The sequence below is a fragment of the Pseudomonas mandelii genome (genome assembly GCF_002251635.1).
Taxonomy (GTDB): Bacteria; Pseudomonadota; Gammaproteobacteria; order Pseudomonadales; family Pseudomonadaceae; genus Aquipseudomonas; species Aquipseudomonas mandelii_B.
The window spans coordinates 1-16,027 of sequence record NZ_NMOJ01000142.1 but is presented as its reverse complement, the minus strand read 5'-3'; the positions used below and the strand labels follow the sequence as shown (position 1 = coordinate 16,027).

14 protein-coding genes and 1 pseudogene are annotated in these 16,027 nt (G+C 61.0%); 9 read left to right on the top strand and 6 right to left on the bottom strand.

Translation table 11 applies throughout. From position 1 onward, the window contains the following. Position 1: 1 nt before the first annotated feature. The 4 genes from rpoH to ftsY all read right to left on the bottom strand — a co-directional run bounded on the left by rpoH (position 2) and on the right by ftsY (position 4,156). The gene (rpoH, locus tag B7L09_RS19170; protein ID WP_003176698.1) at positions 2-856 is read right to left on the bottom strand and encodes an RNA polymerase sigma factor RpoH; all 855 of its coding nucleotides are present in this window, start codon (positions 854-856) and stop codon (positions 2-4) included. Positions 857-969: 113 nt separating this feature from the next. Beyond that, complete coding sequence (gene ftsX / locus B7L09_RS19165; protein WP_094470172.1) at positions 970-1,992, bottom strand: permease-like cell division protein FtsX; 1,023 nt, start codon at positions 1,990-1,992, stop codon at positions 970-972. Next, positions 1,989-2,660: a cell division ATP-binding protein FtsE gene (gene ftsE, locus B7L09_RS19160; protein WP_094470171.1), complete on the bottom strand. Its 672-nt coding sequence runs from the start codon at positions 2,658-2,660 to the stop codon at positions 1,989-1,991. The genes ftsX and ftsE overlap by 4 nt, the downstream gene beginning before the upstream one ends. Continuing rightward, positions 2,657-4,156, bottom strand: coding sequence for a signal recognition particle-docking protein FtsY (ftsY, locus tag B7L09_RS19155; RefSeq protein WP_094470170.1), 1,500 nt, complete (start codon positions 4,154-4,156; stop codon positions 2,657-2,659). Before ftsY ends, ftsE begins: the two co-directional genes overlap by 4 nt. On the opposite strand from ftsY, the gene B7L09_RS19150 reads away from it, so the two are divergent. The 8 genes and pseudogenes from B7L09_RS19150 (at position 4,155) to B7L09_RS19115 (ending at position 12,770) form a co-directional block, all read left to right on the top strand. Then, positions 4,155-4,346 (top strand): hypothetical protein, encoded by a 192-nt coding sequence (locus B7L09_RS19150; protein WP_094470169.1) that lies wholly within the window; start codon positions 4,155-4,157, stop codon positions 4,344-4,346. The genes ftsY and B7L09_RS19150 overlap by 2 nt on opposite strands. Before the next feature lie 152 nt (positions 4,347-4,498). Beyond that, positions 4,499-5,854 carry a M16 family metallopeptidase gene (locus B7L09_RS19145; protein WP_094470168.1) on the top strand — a complete coding sequence of 452 codons (1,356 nt, stop codon included), beginning with the start codon at positions 4,499-4,501 and terminating at the stop codon, positions 5,852-5,854. Next, complete coding sequence (locus B7L09_RS19140; RefSeq protein WP_094470167.1) at positions 5,847-7,337, top strand: M16 family metallopeptidase; 1,491 nt, start codon at positions 5,847-5,849, stop codon at positions 7,335-7,337. Before B7L09_RS19145 ends, B7L09_RS19140 begins: the two co-directional genes overlap by 8 nt. Beyond that, positions 7,337-7,948, top strand: coding sequence for a 16S rRNA (guanine(966)-N(2))-methyltransferase RsmD (gene rsmD / locus B7L09_RS19135; RefSeq protein ID WP_094470166.1), 612 nt, complete (start codon positions 7,337-7,339; stop codon positions 7,946-7,948). Before B7L09_RS19140 ends, rsmD begins: the two co-directional genes overlap by 1 nt. Positions 7,949-8,095: 147 nt before the next feature. Then, a complete protein-coding gene (locus B7L09_RS19130) occupies positions 8,096-9,400 on the top strand; it encodes a M16 family metallopeptidase (protein ID WP_094470165.1) in 1,305 nt (434 codons plus the stop codon). Continuing rightward, a pseudogene (locus B7L09_RS19125) lies at positions 9,393-10,797 on the top strand (M16 family metallopeptidase); the annotation flags it as partial. The gene B7L09_RS19130 and the pseudogene B7L09_RS19125, both read left to right, overlap by 8 nt. A gap of 140 nt (positions 10,798-10,937) precedes the next feature. Then, entirely contained in the window at positions 10,938-11,936 is a 999-nt protein-coding gene (locus B7L09_RS19120; protein ID WP_094470164.1) for a hydrolase, read from the top strand. Positions 11,937-11,939: 3 nt separating this feature from the next. Further along, complete coding sequence (locus tag B7L09_RS19115; RefSeq protein ID WP_094470163.1) at positions 11,940-12,770, top strand: AraC family transcriptional regulator; 831 nt, start codon at positions 11,940-11,942, stop codon at positions 12,768-12,770. 116 nt (positions 12,771-12,886) lie between these two features. Here the strand turns inward: B7L09_RS19115 and B7L09_RS19110 are convergent, their stop codons facing one another. Both B7L09_RS19110 and B7L09_RS19105 read right to left on the bottom strand, forming a co-directional pair. Further along, positions 12,887-13,741 (bottom strand): sulfurtransferase, encoded by an 855-nt coding sequence (locus B7L09_RS19110; protein ID WP_094470162.1) that lies wholly within the window; start codon positions 13,739-13,741, stop codon positions 12,887-12,889. 33 nt (positions 13,742-13,774) lie between these two features. After that, positions 13,775-14,446 (bottom strand): TetR/AcrR family transcriptional regulator, encoded by a 672-nt coding sequence (locus B7L09_RS19105; protein WP_094470161.1) that lies wholly within the window; start codon positions 14,444-14,446, stop codon positions 13,775-13,777. 147 nt (positions 14,447-14,593) lie between these two features. On the opposite strand from B7L09_RS19105, the gene B7L09_RS19100 reads away from it, so the two are divergent. After that, positions 14,594-16,027, top strand: a 1,434-nt coding sequence (locus B7L09_RS19100) for a coniferyl aldehyde dehydrogenase (protein ID WP_141213481.1), incomplete at its 3' end; no start/stop codon positions are given.

Genomic DNA, 16,027 nt, shown 5'->3' with positions numbered 1-16,027 from the left:
TTTAGGCGGCGATCGACAACTTCAGCTTGTTCATCGCGCTTTTCTCAAGCTGACGAATTCGCTCGGCCGACACGTTGTACTTCTGTGCCAGGTCGTGCAGCGTGGCTTTTTCTTCTGCCAGCCAACGCTGGTAGAGGATGTCACGGCTGCGGTCGTCCAACACTTCCAGCGCTTCGTGCAGGTTGTGGTTGGAGTTGTCGCTCCAGTCGGCGTCTTCCAGTTGACGCGCCGGGTCGTACCGGTGGTCTTCCAGGTAGTTGGCCGGCGATTGGAAAGCGCTGTCGTCATCCGCTTCAGCGGCGGGGTCGAAGGCCATGTCATGGCCGGTCAGGCGGCTTTCCATCTCGCGCACTTCACGCGGCTCCACACCGAGGCTCTCGGCCACGCGGTGGACTTCTTCGTTGTTCAGCCACGCCAGGCGTTTCTTCTGGCTGCGCAGGTTGAAGAACAGTTTGCGCTGGGCTTTGGTGGTCGCGACTTTCACGATGCGCCAGTTGCGCAGGATGAACTCGTGGATTTCCGCCTTGATCCAGTGCACAGCAAACGACACCAGGCGCACACCCATCTCAGGGTTGAAGCGCTTTACAGCCTTCATCAGGCCGACGTTGCCTTCCTGGATCAGGTCAGCCTGGGCCAGGCCGTAGCCGCTATAGCTACGGGCGATATGTACGACAAAACGCAGGTGGGCGAGCACCATCTGCCGAGCCGCCCCCAAATCCTGCTCATAGTAGAGACTCTCGGCCAGTTCACGCTCCTGCTCCGGTGTCAGCAATGGAATGCTGTTGACCGTGTGCACATAGGCCTCCAGGTTCGCACCCGGGACCAAAGCATAAGCAGGTTGCAAAGAAGTGGTCATACGAAAAAACCTCCGACTCACATAACTCGTGCAGTTCAGCACTGCGAAAATTGACCGGGAACCGTAGGACAAGTTCCCATAAACGCTGAAAGGTCAATACGAGCAAAATGATATTACTTAGGCGCAAGCTCCCTCAGGTGGCGTGCGACTGCAATCCATGCACCGATATACCCCAACAATACCGCGCCAAGCAAGAGTGACAGCCCATCGGCGACTGGCACTCCAGCCAACGCGAAATCGCTGCCATACAAACCGGCCAGCCCGACAACNGCGTCGTTCAGCCAATCAAGGCCAAACGCCAGCACACCCCAGGACAAAATCCCCGCACCAAAGCCATAAAGCGCGCCCATGTACAGAAATGGACGACGCACATAGCTGTCCGTGCCGCCGACCAGTTTAATCACTTCTATCTCGGTGCGACGGTTTTCAATATGAAGACGAATGGTATTACCTATCACCAAAAGTAATGCAGACACCAACAGCACCGTCAGGCCAAACACAAAGCGGTCGCCCAGCTTGAGGATCGCGGCCAGGCGCTCTACCCAGACTAGATCAAGTTGAGCCTGTTGCACCTTGGGCATCTCTGCGAGTTTTTGTCGCAGGGCTTCAAGCGCGGGCTTGTCCACCTCGTTCGGGGTCACCAGCACCACGCCAGGCAGCGGGTTCTCCGGCAGTTCCTTGAGCGCTTCGCCCAGACCGGACTGCTGCTGAAACTCTTCCAGCGCCTGATCACGACCGACATATTCCGCATCGGCTACGCCAGGCATGCCTTTGATCTGCTCGCGCAACGACTCGCCTTCAGCCGGGCTGGCCTCGAGTTGCAGGTACAGGGAAATCTGCGCCGCACGCTGCCAGGAACCGCCCAGACGCTCGACATTACTNAGCAGCAGCGACAACCCCATCGGCAGGCTCAGGGCCACAGCCATCACCAGGCAGGTGAAAAAGCTGCCAATCGGCTGTTTGCCCAGGCGGCGCAGGCTGTCNAGCAGACTGGCGCGATGGCTTTCGATCCAGGCGCGAAGCAGCGTNGCGAAATCCGGGCCGTCGTCATCGTCGCGTTTTTTCTTCTGCGGTTGCGGGTCGGCGGCTTTGGGCGCCACGCGCTCGGAAACTTTAGGACTGCGTGTCGCACTCATACGCCGGCCTCCCCGTCACCGATCAGGCGGCCACGTTGCAGGGTCAGCATGCGATGGCGCATACGGGCGATCAGGGCCAGGTCGTGACTGGCGATCAGCACGCTGGTGCCCAATCGGTTGATGTCTTCGAACACGCCCATGATCTCGGCCGCCAGACGCGGGTCGAGGTTACCGGTGGGTTCGTCCGCCAGCAGCAAGGCCGGGCGGTGAACAATGGCGCGGGCGATACCGACGCGTTGTTGCTGGCCGGTGGACAGGTCGCCCGGGTACAGNTCGGTTTTATCCGACAGCGCCACGCGCTCAAGCGCAGAATCCACGCGCTTGACGATCTCGGCCTTGGACAGACCAAGGATCTGTAACGGCAAAGCGACGTTGTTGAACACCGTGCGATCGAACAGCAACTGGTGATTCTGGAACACCACACCAATCTGACGGCGCAGGAAAGGAATCTGCGCATTGCTGATGGTGGCCAGGTCCTGACCCGCCAGCAGCAACTTGCCGGTGGTAGGACGCTCCATCGCCAGCAACAGACGCAACAATGTACTTTTGCCGGCACCCGAGTGGCCGGTCACAAACAAAAACTCGCCGCGACGCACTCGAAAGCTCAGCTCATGCAAGCCCACATGCCCGTTGGCGTAGCGTTTACCGACCTGTTCGAATCGAATCATGAACGCTCCCGCTCGGCGAAAAGTGCCTGTACAAAGGGTTCGGCTTCAAAGGTGCGCAGGTCGTCGATGCCTTCACCGACGCCGATATAACGAATCGGCAACCCAAACTGCTTGGCCAGGGCAAAAATCACTCCGCCCTTGGCGGTACCGTCGAGCTTGGTCAGCGCCAGGCCGGTCAGTTCGACGGTCTGGTTGAATTGCTTGGCCTGGCTGATGGCGTTCTGGCCAGTACCGGCGTCGAGCACCAAGAGCACTTCGTGCGGTGCGTCGGCGTCGAGCTTGCTGATGACCCGGCGNACTTTCTTCAGCTCTTCCATCAAGTTGTCTTTGGTGTGCAGGCGACCGGCGGTATCGGCGATCAACACATCGATGTTACGGGCCTTGGCGGCTTGCACGGCATCGAAGATCACCGAGGCGGAGTCGGCGCCGGTGTGCTGGGCGATCACCGGAATCTTGTTGCGCTCACCCCAGACTTGCAGCTGCTCCACGGCGGCGGCACGGAAAGTGTCACCGGCGGCAAGCATGACTTTCTTGCCTTCCAACTGCAGTTTCTTGGCCAGCTTGCCGATGGTGGTGGTTTTGCCGGCGCCGTTGACGCCGACCACCAGGATCACGAACGGTTTGTTCTGCGAGGTGATTTTCAGCGGCTGCTCGACAGGCTTGAGCATCGCGGCGAGTTCAGCTTGCAGGGATTTGTACAGCGCATCGGCATCGGCCAACTCTTTGCGCGCGACCTTTTGGGTCAGGCGCTGGATGATTACCGAGGTTGCCTCGACGCCAACGTCAGCGGTCAGCAGACGNGTTTCGATGTCTTCCAGCAGTTCATCATCAATGACCTTCTTGCCCAGGAACAGGCTGGCCATACCTTCGCCGATGCTGGCGCTGGTCTTGGACAGGCCTTGCTTGAGGCGGGCGAAGAAACCGGCTTTGGTTTCTTCGGTACGAGGCTGCTCTGCCGGGACTTCGGCGGGAACTGCGGGCGCGGCGACTACCGGGGCAACCACGGGAGCAGGCGCAGGCACTTCAACCACAGGAGCGACGAACGCAGGAACCACAGGCTCCGGAACAACCGGCTCAGGCTCGGCCACGACTACCGGCGCAACGACAGGCTCAATAATCGGCGCTTGAACGGGCTCAGGGGCAAAGGCAGTCGGTGCAGGAATCGGCGGCGTCACATGCGGCGCCAGCTCATCTTCGACCAAGGCCACCGGCTCTTCCGCCACTGGCAACGTCAGCCACGGCTCTGGAGCGGGTGCCAGCGGTTGCTCGGCAATGACTTCGGGTTCAGCCTCGGCGACCGGTTGCAGCACCGGCTCGGCAATCGGCAAGACAACCGGCGCCGGCTCTTCTTCTATTACCGGCGCGGGTGTTGGCTCAGGAATTGGCTGTGGCTGTTCGACGACGGGTTCCTGCGGCTTTTTGCGCAGCCATCCGAACAGGCCTTTTTTCTCGCCAGCCGCAGCTGGGCTCTTCTTGTCGTCGTTGGAACCAAACATGGAGGACGGCTATCTCAAAGTAGCGATGCGCCAGGGCGCCTCGGTAAATAAATATTCGATGCAGAACAGACTGCGATTGACCCAGCTTGTTCACGCGCAACATTTTGTCGAGGTGCAAACAGCACCTCAAAGGTCGACTAATACGAAGGACTGGAACGGCATCGTCGGCGAAAACGCAGAGTTTAGCTGACAAACCCAAAGCTTCCGCAGGTAACCCATGCAACCTTCCGGCCGATCAAAGGCCTGATAGGCGTGGCCGCCAGTAAAACGGATCAGTATCCTAGCACCCTCTCGCCCGCTGACGCTAAGAACAAGCGGGCAACCCAACAGGTTTAAAAACGAATGAATGCTCTAGCCCGCCGCGCCGCTGGCCTGCTGCTCGGCACAGTTTGTCTGCCCCTTTCAGCCTTGGCTGCCGACCCACAACCCACCCACGAATTCACTCTGGATAACGGCCTGAAGGTCGTTGTGCGCGAAGACCATCGTGCGCCAGTGGTGGTTTCCCAAATCTGGTACAAGGTTGGCTCGAGTTACGAGACGCCGGGCCAGACCGGCTTGTCCCACGCCCTCGAACACATGATGTTCAAAGGCAGCGAGAAAGTCGGCCCCGGTGAAGCGTCGCTGATCCTGCGCGACCTCGGCGCCGAAGAGAACGCCTTCACCAGCGATGACTTCACGGCTTATTACCAGGTGCTGGCCCGCGACCGCCTCGGCGTGGCCTTCGAGCTGGAAGCCGACCGCATGGCCAGCCTGCGCCTGCCGGCCGACGAGTTCGCCCGCGAGATAGAAGTCATCAAGGAAGAACGTCGCCTGCGCACCGACGACAAGCCGATGTCCAAGGCCTACGAACGCTTCAAGGCCATGGCTTTCCCGGCCAGCGGTTACCACACGCCGACCATCGGCTGGATGGCTGACCTGGACCGCATGAAAGTCGAAGAGCTGCGCCACTGGTACCAATCCTGGTACGTGCCGAACAACGCCACGCTGGTGGTGGTCGGCGACGTGACCCCGGACGAAGTCAAAACCTTGGCCCAGCGTTACTTCGGCCCGATCGCCAAACGCGATGTGCCACCGGCGAAAATCCCGCTGGAACTGGCCGAGCCTGGCGAGCGCCAGATCACCCTGCACGTACAGACCCAGTTGCCGAGCCTGATGCTGGGCTTCAACGTACCGAGCATCGCCACCGCCGAAGACAAGCGCTCGGTCAACGCCTTGCGCCTGATCTCGGCCCTGCTCGACGGCGGCTACAGCGGACGCATCCCGACGCAACTGGAACGCGGCGAAGAGCTGGTGTCTGGTGGTTCGTCGAGTTACGACGCTTACACTCGCGGCGACAGTCTGTTCACCTTGTCGGCCACGCCGAACACCCAGAAAAAGAAAACCATGGCCCAGGCCGAAGCCGGTTTGTGGAAGCTGCTCGAACAGCTGAAAACCACCGCGCCGTCAGCCGAAGAACTGGAACGCGTCCGCGCACAGGTCATCGCCGGCCTGGTCTACGAGCGTGATTCGATCACCAGCCAGGCCACCTCCATCGGCCAACTGGAAACCGTCGGCCTGTCCTGGAAACTCATGGACACCGAACTCGCCGACCTCGAAAGCGTGACACCGCAAGACATCCAGAAAGCCGCCAAGCTGTATTTCACCCGCGAACGTCTCAGCGTCGCCCATGTACTGCCACTGGAGACGACTCATGAGTGAGCGTAAAAAGCCCCGTCTGGCCCTGATCGGCCTGATCGCAGCCGTACTGATCGGCTCCGCTGCGTTTTATCTGTCGAAAAGCGATGACACCAAGGCCAGCGAAGCCCTCGACAAGGCCAAGTCCAGCCAGAAGCTGCAATCGCTTGCCGAACTCGACGGCAAGGCGCCAAGCCACCGTTCGCTCGACGTACAGACCTGGAACACCGCCGAAGGCGCCAAGGTAATGTTCGTCGAAGCCCGCGAGCTGCCGATGTTCGACATGCGCATCCTGTTCGCCGCCGGCAGCAGCCAGGATGGCAACAGTCCCGGTNTCGCACTGCTGACCAACGCGATGCTCAACGAAGGTGTGGCCGGTAAAGATGTCGGCGCCATCGCTCAAGGCTTCGAAGGCCTGGGCGCAGACTTTGGCAACGGCGCCTTTAAAGACATGGCACTCGCTTCCCTTCGCAGCCTCAGCGCCGCAGACAAGCGCGAGCCTGCGCTGAAGCTGTTCTCTGACGTCGTCGGCAAACCGACCTTTCCCGCCGACTCCTTTGCGCGCATCAAGAACCAGATGCTTGCCGGTTTCGAATACCAGAAACAGAACCCGGGCAAACTGGCGAGCCTGGAACTGATGAACCGCTTGTACGGCGATCACCCTTACGCGCATTCCAGCGACGGCACGGCGAAAACTGTCCCGGCGATTACCGTGGCGCAACTCAAGGCGTTCCACGAGAAAGCCTACGCGGCCGGCAACGTGGTGATTGCGCTGGTGGGTGATTTGTCCCGCGCTGAAGCCGAGGCGATTGCCGCGCAGGTCTCCAGCGCGCTGCCGAAAGGCCCGGCCCTGGCGAAAATCCCGCAGCCTGAAGAGCCAAAAGCCAGCATCGGTCACATCGAGTTTCCGTCCAAGCAGACGCACCTGTTGTTCGCACAACTGGGCATCGACCGCGCCGACCCGGATTACGCCGCCTTGTCCCTGGGCAACCAGATCCTCGGCGGCGGAGGCTTCGGCACTCGTCTGATGAGCGAAGTGCGCGAGAAGCGTGGCCTGGCCTACGGCGTCTATTCGGGTTTCACCCCGATGCAGGCACGCGGCCCGTTCATGATCAACCTGCAAACCCGCGCCGAGATGAGTGAAGGCACGCTGAAACTGGTGCAGGACGTGCTCGCCGACTACCTTAAAACCGGCCCGACCCAGAAAGAACTCGACGACGCCAAGCGTGAACTGGCGGGCAGCTTCCCGCTGTCCACGGCCAGCAACGCCGATATCGTCGGGCAGCTGGGCGCCATGGGTTTCTACAACCTGCCGCTGAGCTATCTGGAAGATTTCATGAAACAATCACAGGGCCTGACCGTCGAACAGGTCAAAGCCGCACTGAACAAACACTTGAGCACGGACAAAATGGTCATCGTCAGCGCTGGCCCGACCGTGCCGCAAAAGCCGTTACCGGCCCCAACTGATAAACCTGCCGAGCAGCCGCTCGGGGTTCCGGAGCATTGATGGCCACTCGTCCTAAGAAACCTGTTCACAACGTCCACAACGGCGTGAACCAACTGCGCATCATCGGCGGCGAATGGGGCAGCCGCAAGCTGAGCTTCCCCGACGTCGTCGGCCTGCGCCCAACGCCGGATCGCGTACGTGAAACCCTGTTCAACTGGCTCGCGCCGTACATCGGCGGGGCCAAGGTACTGGACCCGTTCGCCGGCAGCGGCGCGTTGTTCCTTGAAGCGCTGTCCCGTGGCGCGGCGATGGGCCAGGCACTGGACGCCAGCAACATCGCGGTTTCCAGCATCAAGGAACATCTGGGCACTCTGCGCTGCACCACCGGCCAGGTTCAGACCGCCGACGCGCTGCGCTACCTGGAAACCCAGCCGGCCACCGAGTACGACGTGGTGTTCCTCGACCCGCCGTTCAACCAGAACCTGCTGCCGACCGTGTGTGCGTTGCTGGAAGAGCGCCAATGGCTGGCACCGGACGCGTGGGTCTACACTGAGAGCGAGACTGCACCGTCTACCCTCGGCCTGCCGGGCGCCTGGCGCCTGCACCGGGAACAGAAATCCGGTCGGGTGTATTACGCGTTGTGGCACCGCTTGGTGGAAAGCGCCGCCTGATTTATGGCGAGCGGGCTTGCCACGCTCGCCACAACAAGCTCGCTCGCTACAGAGATATCCATGACCCCTTCTTTGCTTAGCTCTTTTCCTTTCGTTCACTGTGAACCTGCGAAACAACTCGCATGGACGCAAAGGACTGTTAACGGAATGAAAGCATCAGCTAACGAGACAACTTCACAACCCACCCATGAATTCACCCTGGATAACGGCCTTAAAGTGGTCGTGCGCGAAGATCATCGTGCACCGGTGGTGGTTTCCCAGGTCTGGTACAAGGTGGGTTCGAGCTATGAAACACCGGGCCAGACCGGTTTGTCCCACGCCCTGGAACACATGATGTTCAAGGGCAGTGCCAAGGTCGGGCCAGGCGAAGCCTCGTTGATCCTGCGCGACCTGGGCGCCGAAGAAAACGCCTTCACCAGCGACGACTACACCGCCTACTACCAGGTACTGGCCCGTGATCGCCTGGGCGTCGCCTTCGAACTGGAAGCCGACCGCATGGCCAGCCTGCGCCTGCCGGCCGATGAGTTCAGCCGCGAGATCGAGGTCATCAAGGAAGAGCGCCGCCTGCGCACCGACGACAACCCAATGTCCAAGGCCTACGAGCGCTTCAAGGCCATGGCCTACCCGGCCAGCGGCTATCACACGCCGACCATCGGCTGGATGGCCGACCTTGAACGCATGAAAGTCGAAGAGCTGCGCCACTGGTACCAGTCCTGGTACGTGCCGAACAACGCCACGCTGGTGGTGGTCGGCGACGTGACCCCGGACGAGGTGAAAAACCTGGCCCAGCGCTACTTCGGCCCGATCCCCAAACGTGATGTGCCACCCACCAAGATCCCGCTGGAGCTCGCCGAACCCGGCGAGCGCTTGCTGACCATGCACGTGCAGACCCAGTTGCCGAGCGTAATCCTCGGTTTCAACGTACCGGGCCTGGCCACCGCCGAAGACAAACGCTCGGTACAAGCCCTGCGCCTGCTCTCGGCCCTGTTGGATGGCGGCTACAGCGCGCGCATCTCGGAGCAACTGGAGCGCGGTGAAGAGTTGGTGTCCGCCGCTTCCACCAGCTACGACGCCTACACCCGTGGCGACAGCCTGTTCACCCTGACGGCCACTCCGAACCAGCAGAAGAAAAAGACCATTGCCCAAGCCGAAGCCGGCCTGTGGCGCCTGCTGGACGAATTGAAAGCCAAACCGCCGACCGCTGAAGAGCTGGAGCGTATCCGCGCTCAGGTGATTGCCGGCGTGGTTTACCAACGTGATTCCATTACCAGCCAGGCCACGGCCATCGGCTCCCTGGAAACCGTCGGCCTGTCCTGGAAGCTCATGGACACCGAACTGGCCGACCTGCAAAGCGTGACGCCGGAAGATATCCAGAAGGCCGCACGTACCTATTTCACCCGCGAGCGTTTGAGCGTCGCCCATGTTTTGCCTGAGGAGACCGCTCATGAGTGATCGCAAAAGCAGCCGGCTGATCTTTCCTGGCCTGGTCGTCGTCACACTGATTGCAGCCAGTGCCGTGTACTTCCTGCGCCCGAGCGAGTCCAAGTCCCCGCACGCTTGATATTCAGGCTTGGAATACTGCCGAAGGCGCCAAAGTGTTGTTCGCCGAAGCCCGAGGGTTACCGATGTTCGACATGCGCCTGACCTTCGCAGCCGGCAGCAGCCAGGATGGAGGCACTCCGGGTCTGGCCATGCTGACAAACTTGATGCTCAACGAAGGTGTTGCCGGCAGGGATGCCAACGCTATTGCCCAAGATTTCGAAAGCCTGGGCGCACAGTATGCCCCCAGCACTGGTCTGGATACGGCGCAGGTCTCCCTGCGCTGCCTCAGCGCCAAGGATAAACGCGATCCGGCATTGACACTCTTCGCCGAAGTCGCAGGCAAGCCGACCTTCCCTGGCGATTCGTATGCACGCCTTCGCAATCAGACCCTCGCCGCTTTCGTAGATAAGCAGCATGACCCGAGCAAACTGGCGAGCCTTGAGTTGATGAACCGTCTGTATGGCGATCATCCTTACGCGCACGCCAGCGATGGCATGGCGCAAGCCATTCAGTCCGTCACCCCGACACAGCTGCGCGCGTTCCACGAAAAAGCCTACGCGGCTGGCAACGTGGTGATCGCGTTGGTGGGCGACTTGTCCCGTGCCGAAGCTGAAGCCATTGCCGCGCAGGTATCCGCTACCCTGCCCCAAGGCCCGGCCCTGGCGAAAATCCCGCAACCGATCGAACCCAACGCCAGCATCAGCCACATCGAACTCCCGTCCAAGCAGACCAACCTGATGCTCGCGCAACTGGGCATCGACCGTGACGATCCGGACTACGCAGCGCTGTCCCTGGGCAACCAGATCCTCGGCGGCGGAGGCTTCGGCACTCGTCTGATGAGCGAAGTGCGCGAAAAGCGCGGCCTGACCTACGGCGTGTACTCCGGCTTCTCGCCGATGCAGGTGCGCGGCCCGTTCATGATCAACCTGCAGACCCGCGCCGAAATGAGCGGCGGCACCTTGCGCCTGGTTGAAGACGTGCTGGCCGACTACCTCAAGACCGGCCCGACGCAGAAAGAACTGGATGACGCCAAGCGCGAGCTGGCCGGCAGCTTCCCGCTGTCCACCGCGAGCAACGCCGATATCGTCGGGCAGCTGGGCGCCATGGGTTTCTACAACCTGCCGCTGAATCACCTGGACGACTTCATGCAGCAGTCCCAGCGTCTAACCGTAGAGCAACTCGATCCGCCGTTCAACCAGGACCTGTTGCCGACGGTCTGCACGCTGCTTGAAGAGCGTCAGTGGCTGGCCAATGAAGCCTGGATCTACACTGAAAGCGAAAACGCGCCGTCGAGCCTCGGCTTGCCAGGCAACTGGCGCCTGCACCGGGAGCAGAAATCCGGGCGGGTGTATTACGCGTTGTGGCAACGTATGGCAGAGATCGCCGGTTAACCGACCGGCCTGAAAAAGGTGCGCACCGGTTGCGCACCGCTGCATCGAGAGCAATCGTGTCCTTTCCGTCAGAACGCTTCACCCCCGCCTTCGGCCTCGGCAACCCGCACCTGCAAACCTTGTGGGGACCGCTGTGGCGCAAAACCACGCACATCGAACGCGAGCGCGAACGCTTGTGGCTTGAGGATGGCGACTTTCTCGATATGGACTGGCACGGCCCGCACACTGCCGATGCGCCGCTGGTGCTGGTGTTGCACGGGCTGACCGGCTCTTCAAATTCGCCTTACGTGGCCGGGGTGCAGAAAGCGCTCGCTGCCCAGGGTTGGGCCAGCGTCGCGTTGAACTGGCGCGGCTGCTCCGGCGAGCCGAATCTGTTGGCGCGCAGCTACCATTCCGGTGCCAGTGAAGACCTGGCCGAAGCCATCAAGCACCTGCGGGCCAAGCGCCCTCTCGCACCGCTGTATGCGGTCGGCTATTCCTTGGGCGGCAATGTCTTGCTCAAGCATTTGGGCGAAACCGGCAGTGCCAGCGGCGTCTCAGGTGCGGTGGCGGTGTCGGTGCCGTTTCGTCTCGATCAATGCGCTGATCGCATCGGCCAGGGTTTCTCGAAGGTCTATCAGGCGCATTTCATGCGCGAGATGGTGGCTTACATCAAGAACAAGCAGCGCCAGTTCCAGCATGACGGGCGCGAGGATGGACTGGCGGCGTTGGCGGCGCTGGGCTCGCTGGAGAACATGCGCACCTTCTGGGATTTCGATGGCCGGGTCACGGCACCGCTCAATGGTTTCGTCGATGCCGAGGATTACTATCGCCGCGCTTCGAGCCGGTATTTCCTTGGAGAGATTCGCACACCGACCCTGATCATTCAGGCGGCCGACGATCCCTTCGTGTTCCCCCACAGTCTGCCGCAGGCGATGGAGTTGTCCGCCTCCACTCAATTCGAGTTGCAAGCCAAGGGTGGGCATGTCGGCTTTGTCGATGGCTCGTTCCGCCAGCCGGGTTATTACCTCGAACGACGCATTCCGCAGTGGTTGAGCGCTGTGGGTCGCGGGTAAACCATGGACGCCGATCAGGGCGAGTCGATCCGCTTCTGGCAAACGGCGCCATTGGCCGGCGTCGAGTTATTGTCGGCGCGCTACATCGAACATCGTTTCGCGCCCCATGTGCATGACGGTTATGTGATCGGCATGATCATGGCCGGCGCCCAGCGTTATCGCTATCGCGGTGCCGAACACCTGGCCGGCAGCGGCACGCTGGTGTTGATCAATCCTGATGAACTGCACACCGGCCACAAAGGCACGGAGGATGGCTGGATGTACCGTGCGTTTTATCCGGACAGCGGGCAGATTCTGTCGCTGCTCGACGAACTTGAGCTGCCGACCAATAACCTGCCGGGGTTTGGCGCGACGTTGTATCGTGACCCGGATCTGGTGACGGGTTTCTGCCAACTGCATCGCTTGCTGGAAAGTCCATCCACCGCCCTGCAACAGCAAACGGTCTGGCGCGAGATGATGCTGTTACTGCTGCAACGTCATGCCGCCGTGCCGATCGCCGGCAAACCCGGCAAGGAGCACCGCGCGGTGACGCTGGCCAAGGATGTGCTGCAAGCACAATTGGCGGCACCGCCCTCGCTGGAAGAACTGGCGGCACGGGTCAACCTGTCACCGTTCCACTTCGCCCGGGTCTTTCGCCGCGCCACGGGCATGCCGCCGCATACCTGGTTGATGCAGCAACGCATCGCGCAGGCAAGGGCGCTGTTACAGAACGGATGTTTGCCGCTGGAAGTCGCGATGCAGTTGGGGTTTGCCGACCAGAGCCATCTGAGTCGGCAGTTCAAGCAGGTTTACGGGGTTGGGCCAGGGGCGTATCGCAGTGCGCGGCAATTCTGAAACCCCCATAACCCTGTGGGAGCGAGCTTGCTCGCGATGAGGCCATCAGACTCAACAATGATGTTGACTGACAGTCCGTCATCGCGAGCAAGCTCGCTCCCACAGGGGATAGTTGTTTATTCGCCGGTTGCGATGCCGTGTGCGGGATCGTTGATCCACTCGCTCCACGACCCGGCGTACAACGAGCCCAACGGATAACCCGCCAGGCACAGTGCGAACAGGTTATGGCACGCCGTCACACCCGAACCGCAATACGCCACCAGCTCATCCGGCGAACGCNCACCGAGTTTCGCGGCAAAGCGTTGCTTGAGCTGCTCGGCCGGCAGGAAACGCCCGTCACTGCCCAGGTTCTCGGTAAAGGCTGCGCACTGCGCACCGGGGATGTGCCCGGCAACCGGGTCGATCGGTTCGACTTCGCCTTTGAAACGCGGCAAGGCGCGAGCATCGAGCAAGGTCAGCGCGGGTTGGCCGAGACGCTGCTGGAGCTGTTCGGCGCTCAAGATCAGCGCGTCGTCCGCCGTCCCGCTGAAGGTGCCACGCTTGATGTCGCACGCATCCAGACTCAGCGGCAACCCGGCCGCATGCCAGGCCTTGAGGCCACCGTCCAGAATAAACACGCCATCACGCTTGCCCAGCCAGGCCAGCAGCCACCAGGCGCGGGCNGCGTAGGCACCGGGGCCGTCATCATACAAAACCACTTCGCTGTCGGCATTGATGCCCCAGGCTTGCAGGCGCTCGATCAAGTCTTCAGGTTCAGGCAGCGGATGGCGCCCGGTCACGCCCTTGACGACTGCCCCGCTCAAATCACGCTCAAGATCGGCAAAGCTCGACCCGGCGATATGCCCTTCGGCATAGCTGCGCTGGCCGTAGTCCGGGTCTTCGAGGGCAAAACGACAATCCAGAATCACCAGCCCAGGTGCATCCTTTTTCAGGTCCAACGCTTGCGGGCTGATCAGTTGCGCAATGGGCATAACGGGCTCCTGTGATTAAGTCGGTCTAGAATCCTACTGCACTTCTTCCAGCGCCTGGGCCAGTGGCACGTAAAACTCTTCGTACAGCGCGTTGACCGCGTCGCGAGACTGTTCCGTGACGAAACCGGCCTCAAGCACCAGCACCTGATACACCCCGCGCTTGATCGCCTGCTCGCTCAGGTGATTGGAGTTTTCCCGTGTGGTGCACAGGAAACGCACCCAGGACGTGAGGATAATCCAGGCATTGAGCGTCAGGGATTCGATCTGGACTTTGTCCATTTGCAGGATGCCGGCGTCGACGAAGGCGGCGTAGATGTGGGTGCCATGGATCAGGCAGCGCTGGGAGAAGCGCCGATAACGGGCGGCCAGTTCGGGATCGCTGTCGAGCAAATGCTCAAGATCGCGATGCAGAAACCGGTAGCGCCACATCGCCGCCAGCAGTTCCTGAAGGTAGAAGCGTTTGTCTTCCACCGTGGACGCTCGGCCCTGGGGCGGGCGCAGAAAACTGTCTACCAGGGCTTCGTATTCACGAAACAGCACGGCGATGATCGCCTGCTTATTGGGGAAGTGGTAGTACAGGTTGCCCGGGGAAATTTCCATGTGAGCGGCGATATGGTTGGTGCTGATGCTGCGCTCGCCCTGTTGATTAAACAGCTCCAGGCTGTTCTGCACGATGCGCTCGCTGGTTTTGATCCGAGGGGCCATGGCTTGAGCTTTAATTCAGAGTGCGTTGGCGGGCATCTTACGACCTATCGGCGAGTGGATAAAACAAAGCTGCACCAGGATGTCATTTGACTTTCTAGAGCATAGACTCTAAAAAGTGCCTCATTACAATAAAAACCGGAGCCGATCATGACCGCCGACATCGCTTATCTGCAGAACCTGCAACAGCCGCTGGAGGAACTCCAGGCCCTGTTCGATGCGCAGCGTGCGGCGTATGCGGCCAACCCGATGCCGCCCGCCGAGCAACGCCAGCAATGGCTCAAGGCATTGCGCGACTTGCTCAGCGACGAACGCCAGGCGCTGATCGACGCGATCAGCCAGGACTTCAGCCACCGTAGCGCCGACGAAACCCTGTTCGCCGAACTGATGCCGAGCCTGCATGGCATTCACTACGCCAGCCAACACCTCAAAGGCTGGATGAAAGCCTCGCGGCGTAAGGTCGGTATCGCGTTTCAGCCGGCTTCGGCGAAAGTGGTTTACCAACCCCTAGGCGTAGTCGGCGTGATCGTGCCGTGGAACTACCCGCTGTATCTGGCCATAGGCCCGCTGGTGGGTGCGTTGTCGGCGGGCAATCGGGTGATGCTCAAACTGAGTGAGTCGACCCCCGCGACCGGTTTGCTGCTCAAGGCGTTGCTCGGCCGGATCTTCCCGCAAGACCTGGTCTGCGTGGTGCTGGGCGAAGCTGATATCGGTGTCGCGTTCTCCCGACTGCGTTTCGATCACCTGCTGTTCACCGGCGCCACCAGCATCGGCAAGCACGTAATGCGCGCGGCGGCCGAGAACCTGACGCCGGTGACCCTTGAGCTGGGCGGCAAATCCCCGGCCATCGTGTCCCTCGACGTGCCGCTCAAGGACGCCGCCGAACGCATCGCATTCGGCAAGACGCTCAATGCCGGGCAAACCTGCGTGGCCCCGGACTACGTGCTGGTGCCGGAAGATCGTATCGGCGCTTTCGTCGAAGCCTATCGCCACGCGGTGCGCGGGTTTTATCCGACACTGACCGACAACCCGGACTACACGGCAATCATCAATGACCGGCAACTGGCGCGACTCAATAACTACGTCAGCGACGCCACCAGCAAGGGCGCGCTGCTGATTCCGCTGTTCGATCAGGGGCAGGGCCGGCGCATGGGTCATAGCCTGTTGCTGAATGTCAGCGATGACATGACCGTGATGCAGGACGAAATCTTCGGTCCGGTGCTGCCGATCGTGCCTTATCGCGGCATCGACCAGGCGTTTGCCTACATCAACCAGCGACCTCGNCCGCTGGCCCTGTATTACTTCGGCTACGACAAGCGCGAACAAAATCGCGTACTCCACGAAACCCATTCCGGTGGCGTGTGCCTCAACGACACACTGCTACACGTTGCCCAAGATGATATGCCGTTCGGTGGCATCGGCGCGTCGGGCATGGGCCATTACCACGGCCACGAAGGTTTCCTGACCTTCAGCAAGGCCAAAGGCGTGCTGATCAAGCAACGCTTCAACGCGGCGAAACTGATTTACCCGCCCTACGGCAAGTCGATCCAGAAATTGATTCAGAAGCTGTTTATCCGTTNANAA

Excerpts from the sequence above, each read along its gene's own strand:
- rpoH (WP_003176698.1), bottom strand. The coding sequence starts at position 856 with ATGACCACTTCTTTGCAACCTGCTTATGCTTTGGTCCCGGGTGCGAAC.
- B7L09_RS19150 (WP_094470169.1), top strand. The coding sequence starts at position 4,155 with ATGGAGGACGGCTATCTCAAAGTAGCGATGCGCCAGGGCGCCTCGGTA.
- B7L09_RS19145 (WP_094470168.1), top strand. The coding sequence starts at position 4,499 with ATGAATGCTCTAGCCCGCCGCGCCGCTGGCCTGCTGCTCGGCACAGTT.
- rsmD (WP_094470166.1), top strand. The coding sequence starts at position 7,337 with ATGGCCACTCGTCCTAAGAAACCTGTTCACAACGTCCACAACGGCGTG.
- B7L09_RS19130 (WP_094470165.1), top strand. The coding sequence starts at position 8,096 with ATGAAAGCATCAGCTAACGAGACAACTTCACAACCCACCCATGAATTC.
- B7L09_RS19115 (WP_094470163.1), top strand. The coding sequence starts at position 11,940 with ATGGACGCCGATCAGGGCGAGTCGATCCGCTTCTGGCAAACGGCGCCA.
- B7L09_RS19105 (WP_094470161.1), bottom strand. The coding sequence starts at position 14,446 with ATGGCCCCTCGGATCAAAACCAGCGAGCGCATCGTGCAGAACAGCCTG.